2 protein-coding genes and 1 pseudogene are annotated in these 2,960 nt (G+C 67.3%); all 3 read right to left on the bottom strand.

Features of this window, described 5'->3' with window-relative positions:
* Positions 1-117 precede the first annotated feature (117 nt).
* A pseudogene (locus ACE3TL_RS16825) lies at positions 118-896 on the bottom strand (IS5 family transposase).
* 67 nt (positions 897-963) lie between these two features.
* Positions 964-2,232 (bottom strand): sulfatase, encoded by a 1,269-nt coding sequence (locus ACE3TL_RS16820; protein WP_374579807.1) that lies wholly within the window; start codon positions 2,230-2,232, stop codon positions 964-966.
* A 93-nt stretch (positions 2,233-2,325) separates the two neighbouring features.
* Positions 2,326-2,757, bottom strand: a complete 432-nt coding sequence (locus tag ACE3TL_RS16815; protein WP_374579806.1) for a MarR family winged helix-turn-helix transcriptional regulator — start codon at positions 2,755-2,757, stop codon at positions 2,326-2,328.
* Positions 2,758-2,960: the final 203 nt, after the last annotated feature.

Here is a 2,960-nt window from a genome sequence, read left to right as displayed (position 1 = left end):
TACGCCTTGCGTCCCGCCATCCCTGCCTCCCTCGTCAGAAGGTCAGGGACTCACGATCCGCTGCTTCAGGGAACCCAACCCGCGATCACTTCCGATTCATCGCAAGCGGGACACGCTCTAGGGTCTGGACTCAATCGGCGTCCACCAAGTGACGGCTGCGGCGAGCAGGACAGCGGATAGGAAGTTGTCGGCTCGTTTGTCGTATCGGGTTGCGATGCGCCGGAAGTCCTTGAGATGGCAGAACATCCTCTCGATGGCGTTACGGCTGCGGTAGGCGACCGGATCGTAGGCGTGGGGATGCTTGCGGGTCGGGTTTGGCGGGATGACGGGTTCACAGCCGCGCTCGACGAGCCAGTCCCGCAGCTTGCGGGCGTCATAGGCCCGATCGGCCAGCAGCTTGCGAGGTGTTGGCACGAGCCTGAGTACGGCGGCGGCTCCGACTAGGTCGTGGGTGTTGCCTGCGGTCAGGACCAGAACTCTGGGGCGGCCCAGCTCGTCGGTCAGCGCGTGGATTTTGGTCGTTCGCCCGCCGCGGGAAGCTCCGATGGCGTTGTCGAAGGCCCCCCTTTTGCGCCCCCTGCCGAGCGATGCGCCTTCACGTAGGTCGCGTCGATCGCGCCGGTCACCACGTCGCTCTTGCCAGTCAGGGCGTAGAAGATCTCGCTCCAGACGCCCTGGCGGCTCCATCGATTGAAACGGTTGTAGATCGTCGTGTACGGCCCGTACTCGGCTGGACAGTCTCGCCAACGCGCACCCGAGCGCAGCATATGCACGATGCCGCTGACGACCCTTCGATCATCAACCCGATGAGCGCCGCTGCGCCCTCGCGGCAGGTGCGGCTCAATCGCCGCCCACTCCGCATCCGACAGCCAATAGGCCTGCTTGCGCTTCGACATCCGGGCAACCTCCCGGAATCTTCGAATCAGAACTCAGTCGCCCAAGCAAGCCGATTGAGTACAGACCCTAGTCCGGGTGATCGGCCGCCGAGGCCGGCGCCACGTGCGGCGGGAAGGCGTCCGCCATCGGCTCGTATTTCGCCCTGGCCCGCTCCAGGCGCGCGCGCATGTCCGCCGCCTCGCCCGGGAAATTGCGCGCCACGCTGTAGTTCTCGCCGGGGTCGACATCCATGTCGAACAGCAGCGGGTAACGGTCCAGCGGCACGTCGTAGACCCGGTAATAGGACCGCGCGACGTACTTCCAGCGCCTCGTGCGGATCGCTGCGACCTGGTTGTTGTTGAACAGCACGATCTCCTCGTGCGGCGAGGCCGCGGCCTCCTTCAGCACGCCGGAGATGTCGCGGCCGTCCAGTTCGCGATCCTCGACCGGCGGCTGGCCTGCCAGGGCCCGCAGCGTCGGCAGCAGGTCGAGGTTGCTGGCCAGTTCCGAACTCACCGTCCCGGCCGGTAGGGTTCCCGGCTGGCGGGCGATGAACGGCACGCGGAAGCCGCCGTCCCAGGCCGAGCCGCCCTTGCGGTCGCGGAACGGGCCGGACGATCCCTCGAACCATGGCCCGTTGTCCGAGGTGAAGACCACCATGGTGTCCTCGTCCAGGCCCAGCGCCTTCAGCTTCTCCAGCAGCCGTCCGACATTGAGGTCGATCTCCTCGACCACCTCGCCATAGTCGCCGCCGGGCGAGCCGGTCAGGTCGTCGGGATTGGGCTTCAGCGGGATGTGCGGCGCGGTCAGGGCCAGCAGCACGAAGAACGGCTTGTCGCGGTTCTGCTCGGCGAAAGCGGCGGTCTGCTCGAAGAACCATTGGGTGAGCTTGGGGAACTCCGCCTTGCTCTCGGTCATCGGCGTCGTGGCGTTGTCGTAGAGCGCCAGCGGCTTCATGTCGTGGCTGTAGGGCAGGCCGTAGAAGCGCTCGAACCCATAGACCGTCGGCGGCCAGTGCGGCGCCACGTGCCCCAGGTGCCACTTGCCGATCAGGGCGCTGGCGTAGTCCGGCCCCAGCGCCTTGGGAATGGTCAGGGCGTCGGGCGGCAGGCCCTTGGTGTCGGCCGGCTGCAGCACCTCGTGCGCCAGCCCGTTGCGGATCGCGTACTGCCCGGTCAGCAAGCCCGCCCGCGACGGGGTGCAGACATTGGCCGAGGCGTAGAAGTCGGTCAGGCGCACGCCCTCGGCGGCCATGCGGTCCAGGTTGGGGGTGCGGATGACCTTGCCGCCGTCGCAGCCGAGGTCGCCATAGCCGAGGTCGTCTGCAAGGATGACGATGAAATTGGGTTTGCGCATGGACGCACTCTGGAGTCGGCTCGCGGCCTTGTCACCGCCAAACCGAAGCTTCGGGGCTTCGATGACCTCGGCTTCGTCGACCAATCCCCCGGCTTACGCCCCCAGCAGGGCCTCGATCTCGGCCATGGCGCGGACCAGCTTGGCCTTCTGGGCGCTGGTCAGCGGCGCGATCAGCGCCTCGGCCGCGTCCTGGGCCGCGCCGAGCCAGCCGTTATAGGCGCGTATGCCCTCCGAGCTCAGCCATACCGAGACGCTGCGGCGGTCCTTCGGATCGGCCTGCCGCTGGATGAGGCCCTGCGCTTCGAACCGCTTGAGCACCCGGCTGAGATAACCAGGGTCCATGCCGGCCTGCGCCGACAGCGCCTTGGGCGTGATCCCCTCCGGCGCCTGGGCGATCTCGTACAGCACCCGCATCTCGGCCGGACTGTGCGCCGACTGAAGGCGCGCCGCGTCGAGCCCGCCGAACGCGGCCGTGTAGAAGCGATTGAAACGGCGGACGGCGGCGACCGGGTCCCTGGGAAGCATGAAACACCTCTATCGCAAGAGGTTTTCCTAATAGTTGACTCAGTCAACTATCGCTTTTTCGGGGTCGCGCGGCGAGTCATCAGGGCCAGCAGTTCCGTCGCCACCGACAGCCAGGCGGGGGTCAGGCCCTCGGCCATGGCCTGCGCCCACAGGCCCTTGCGCCGCAAGGCGTCGGCATAGGCCGCGCGACCAGCCGCCGTGAG

This window comes from Phenylobacterium sp. (genome assembly GCF_041920015.1).
Taxonomy (GTDB): domain Bacteria; phylum Pseudomonadota; class Alphaproteobacteria; order Caulobacterales; family Caulobacteraceae; genus Phenylobacterium.
This window is presented reverse-complemented; position numbering and strand designations above follow the sequence as displayed.

Coding starts and splice junctions, on each gene's coding strand:
- ACE3TL_RS16820 (WP_374579807.1), bottom strand. CDS start 2,232: ATGCGCAAACCCAATTTCATCGTCATCCTTGCAGACGACCTCGGCTAT.
- ACE3TL_RS16815 (WP_374579806.1), bottom strand. CDS start 2,757: ATGCTTCCCAGGGACCCGGTCGCCGCCGTCCGCCGTTTCAATCGCTTC.